This is a genomic window from Blautia sp. MSK.18.38, assembly GCF_024460535.1.
GTDB lineage: Bacteria > Bacillota > Clostridia > Lachnospirales > Lachnospiraceae > Blautia_A > Blautia_A fusiformis.
The window spans coordinates 1-4,659 of record NZ_JANFYP010000057.1 but is presented as its reverse complement, the minus strand read 5'-3'; the positions used below and the strand labels follow the sequence as shown (position 1 = coordinate 4,659).

The 4,659-nt window shown below is 35.3% G+C and carries 6 protein-coding genes; all 6 read right to left on the bottom strand.

Translation table 11 applies throughout. The features are described 5' to 3' along the window. On the bottom strand, positions 1-441 hold a 441-nt coding region (locus tag NE638_RS17540), incomplete at its 3' end, for a hypothetical protein (protein WP_202031317.1). A gap of 148 nt (positions 442-589) precedes the next feature. Next, positions 590-1,189, bottom strand: coding sequence for a hypothetical protein (locus NE638_RS17535; RefSeq protein WP_173740725.1), 600 nt, complete (start codon positions 1,187-1,189; stop codon positions 590-592). A gap of 516 nt (positions 1,190-1,705) precedes the next feature. Continuing rightward, positions 1,706-2,299 (bottom strand): hypothetical protein, encoded by a 594-nt coding sequence (locus tag NE638_RS17530; RefSeq protein ID WP_173740726.1) that lies wholly within the window; start codon positions 2,297-2,299, stop codon positions 1,706-1,708. Positions 2,300-2,327: 28 nt separating this feature from the next. Then, positions 2,328-3,344: a hypothetical protein gene (locus tag NE638_RS17525; RefSeq protein ID WP_173746839.1), complete on the bottom strand. Its 1,017-nt coding sequence runs from the start codon at positions 3,342-3,344 to the stop codon at positions 2,328-2,330. Between the two features lie 61 nt (positions 3,345-3,405). Beyond that, positions 3,406-4,059: a hypothetical protein gene (locus tag NE638_RS17520; protein WP_110102833.1), complete on the bottom strand. Its 654-nt coding sequence runs from the start codon at positions 4,057-4,059 to the stop codon at positions 3,406-3,408. A gap of 34 nt (positions 4,060-4,093) precedes the next feature. Next, positions 4,094-4,659 (bottom strand): hypothetical protein (locus tag NE638_RS17515; protein ID WP_207719069.1); only part of this gene is annotated, 566 nt, incomplete at its 5' end.

The following is a 4,659-nucleotide window of genomic DNA, read 5'->3' as shown; positions in this document are numbered from 1 at the left end:
TACAACGTTTCGTTCTTCGACCTCTTCTGGAAAAGTTATTTTGATATCTATTAACTTCTCATATTTGTAACAAATAAAACTGAATGGCATCCAGATTTCTTTTTTATTCTCTATATACCTGTAGCTTCTTGCATGAATCCTAGCACTATGCTTCAAAAATTGAACATACCCCGCTGTCATTAAAATATACAGTGGTAATAACGCTTTTTCAATCGCATCATTCCCACTGCTATTCGTCCAACATTTCCAACAGGAATATACTGCTGCAAAAAAAACATCTGTCAAAAGCAACATTTGAAACAGAAAACACCCTCTGATTCCGGAAAGCCATTTTCGATTTTTTCTCATCATCCCATAAACATATAGAGGATTTTCATCTACACTTTCCGAAGAAATATCCTGATCCGGTGTTTCGCCACATCTGAATACCCATCCAGTCAATGCCAAATATCCCCAAAAGGCTACTCCAAATGTGAATCTATCATCTTCAAAAATCCAACGATATGACAAGAATAAAATACAAAATAATAAAATTTTTTCAGGTATATTATTTTTTCTTTTTCGGTTTATTATGATCCCCCCCTAGTCATCAGGCCTGTACAACATCCGATATGCCCAGACAATCCAACAGATCTTTTTTCATTTTCTCATATTGTTTTTTATATCTCGAATATCTATATAACGGAAGGATTTCCAGGCGATTATAATAACGGTTATATACCGCTCCAAGACGGTATCGTCTTTTATACATCATTATCCCTGAATTATTCCGTACAATGCTCTTCAGAACACGATTATCATCTTCTACTTCCATCACAAAGGAAAAATATATTTTCTTTTTTTCCTCTTCTGTTTTGATATATTGCTTCCAAAATTCTACAAAAGCTTTATTTAATTTTCCGATATCTGCTTCCTGAAACAGATCTGTTTTTACATATGCCAGAATATGTATCTCATCTGTTTTGTCATATCTGTAGAAAAAAGTTTTTCCATTTCGAGGAGCTTTATACGTATTTATATACTGATAAATTCCAAAACCTTTTTCCATTACATCAGAATGTGTCTGTAAATCCCTGTAACACACCGGATTTTCATAATACATATTGATATTCTGGCACAGAAAACTGAATGGCGCCCAATTTCCTTCTTTATCTGTTGGATATTTATAATTCTTTTTATAAAATTTCACATAAAATATCCACATGCATGATCTTGCCATGATCATAAAAGCCAGCGAGATATTCAGAAGGATTTCTATCACTGTACTATTTATATCTGGATTTAAATACTGCATCCCCAGATATGTAAAATACACTCCCAGCCACAGAATCATTATTTTTCGCAAAAACAAAAAACTTTTTAACTTTCCGTTTTTCCTGATAGGAAGAGCATATTTCGATTCCTTTTTGTCATTTAACATACCGTGTACATAAAATGGATTCTGACAGTTATAACTATCCGGCACATTATAAGGGGTTTTCCATCTTGACGGTATAATAACTGTAGGAATAAATAGAATATTTGAGATCATCAGGCTTACCAGAACCGCCAAAATTTCCATTACACCGACCGGCGCCAAATAGAAATAAAAAGATTTCAGTAATCCAGTAAACATCAGGACATATACACACAAATAAATTGATTTGCTCAACACGTCGATCATTTTTCTGTATAATTACCTCTTTCTTTTCTAATATATATTCTTTTAATTAAGCGATATCTTCTCCCCATTTACAGAAATCCAGTAATCTTTCGGTTTGTGTTCCATGTATCCATAACATATCTTTTCATTTTTGTTATTTTCTGCTTCCAGAAATTCTGTTCCTACAGAATCCTTCACATCGGCTACTACGTAATTATCATCATTCGGTGTTACCAGTACATACCATTCCCCATTGATTTCTATCGTTGACATATCGATATTTATCTTTACATCTTGATACTCTCTGCCTGTACCATAAAATATAGAATCCGGCAATTTCCATTTCCCAGAACTTTCCGGAAAAATCTTCCCCTCTACTGTTCCTTCGTTATCCATGATAACATATGTAGAATTTTCTCCCTGCAGAATACGGATGATCTCAGCATTATCACCATATGCTTCCACGGCTTTCTCCACAGAACTGAAACTTCGGTGAGTATACACTGTATCGCAAACAAAGAGTCCGATTCCTAATATAACAATTGACGCAACAACCTTAACTGGTGTCTTTTTTGATTTTCTTTTATAAGAAATAGCGATCACCAGATTAATAATAATTACCAGATATACAACTGGTTTTATCACTTTGATCAGCATATTTTTTCACATCCCCTTTGCATACAGTCTACAGATCTATATCACGTCTTCCGATCACCCGCTTCAGTTCTTCTCTCATTTCTCTGTAAATATTTTTATATCTGGACTTACGGTCCGTACATTTTATTTTTATGATGTCATGTTTTTTCTCATACAAAACAGCCATACGACTTCGATGTTTATACATTCGTATTCCTGATCCGTCATAAAAAATCCTGCCTATAGCATCATTGATTCTCTCAGTCTGGATTACAAATGTAAAACGTACATCTTTCTTTTTTTCTTCTCTGGTCAGCTCATTACACCAGAAAATCTCAAATGCATCATTCAAAAGCTGGATATGCATTTTCTCCATATCTGCTATATCAATGATCGCCCATAAGTTTACCTGTTGATTTTTTCTTTTCTGATAAAAACAGATTTGGTCATTCTCTTTTAATATATAATTTGCTTTTTTAGCATATCCGCTTTTAAAAAGACATTCTTCGAACACCAGAGGCTGATTTTTCTCCATTTCTTCTGTTGGATCAGGCAGTATCCTTCCTGCCAGTCCCTGCATTTCATATCCGATAAAGCTGAATGGCATCCAGATACCTTTTTTATTTCTCGGATAGCAGAAACTTTTCTTATAAATGTGGATATAATATGCCTCCACTACACCAAGACTCATTATTATTCCCCAGTAAATCCAGAAAAATTCCAGTCTGATTTCCTGATATCTTCTATGTATTATATGATCAGAAATGAACCCTGCTGTCATCAGAAGAACATAACTCAAAAGCCAAATCTGTACTACAAAATATCCATTTATCCCAGAAAGCCATTTCCTCTTCTTCATCATTTTTCGTACATACAGAGGATTCCTGTCATCATATAAATTTGCAAAAGGAAACCTTTCATTTCTTGCCCAAATTCTATCTGCCGATAATACAGCTTCTCCCATTGCCGCCAATACTAATGCCATTCTGATCTCCGGCATGATCTGGTAGCAAGCTGGTGTCAGAAGTAATGTTATTAGAAAAAAACGTTTTGTTTTTTCACTCAAGCGATATCTTCTCCCCATTTATAGAAATCCAATAATCTTTTGTTTTATGATATCTATTATTTTAATGACTACTTATTATTTTCCATCCAGTTCTGACCCAATCCTTCAAAAACCCGATTGGAACCATCTTCTGTCCATTTGCAGAAACCCAGTAGTCCTCTGGGTATTTTTTCAGATATCCATAGTAAACGTTTTCGCTTCCTTTTGCTTCGGAAAATTCTGTTCCTTCCGAATCGTATACATTCGTTATGGGAGATTTTATTCCCGGATATGGTGACACCACAACATACCATTCCCCATCAACTGCTACGGTAGATACGTCGACTATAATCCTGTCTCCTGTAAAACGCTTTGTGTCCTGAAACTCTGAATCTTCCGGAAGTTTCCAGCCGCTTTCTGTTTTTTCAAAAATCTGTGAGTCCATCACATCTCCATCATCCATAATAACCAATGCTGAAGTTTTTCCTCGCAATGTCGCCACGACATCTGACCGATCATCATAGGCTGTTACTGCTTCCTCAAGTGTATGGAAACTTTGTTCAGCCTCTTTGTTATTTTCGGACATCATAAATATGATGACCACAGACAAAACCGGAACCAGTATAAATATGGATATTTTTCGTGGGATTCTTTTCCTGGAATCCACAACTGCCACTATCATGAGCAACAGCAATAAGATTCCCCACGACCACCAGTTAGACAGTGAAATATTCATTTTTATGTTCTCCTTTTCCTACAATCTTGACGCTTCACAGATTGATCGCTACTTTATCTCCATCTACAGAAATCCAGTAATCATCTGGTTTCGTTTTCAGATATCCATAATATACCGTTATATTCTCATATTCCGTTTTTAAAAATTCTGTTCCAGCCGAATCGTGAACCTCATCTATAGAATTCTCCCCCATAAGATAATGTGGGAGTATTACAATATACCATGCTCCATGTATTTCTATTGATCTCATATCAATATTGGCATCTTCTGAAGGATAGCTCATACTTTTTCTGAAAAATGCTGAATCCGGCAATTTCCATTTCTTTCCATTTTTTGGAAAAATTCTTCCTTCAATAGATCCATCTTCATCCATGATAACATATGTAGATTTCTCATCCTGCAAGGTTGCTATTGGCTTCGCCTTAATATCATATGCCCGAATCGCTTTATCCAGCGAGCTAAAATTTCGCTGCACAAATACTGCCTGAAACATGATAAATAACAAACCAACCAGAAAAATTGGTCTGATGATAAAAAGCGGTACCTTTTTAGATTTTTTCTTGCATACGAGAGCAACTGCCAATGCAATAAACATTAATA

Excerpts from the sequence above, each read along its gene's own strand:
- NE638_RS17530 (WP_173740726.1), bottom strand. The coding sequence starts at position 2,299 with ATGCTGATCAAAGTGATAAAACCAGTTGTATATCTGGTAATTATTATT.
- NE638_RS17520 (WP_110102833.1), bottom strand. The coding sequence starts at position 4,059 with ATGAATATTTCACTGTCTAACTGGTGGTCGTGGGGAATCTTATTGCTG.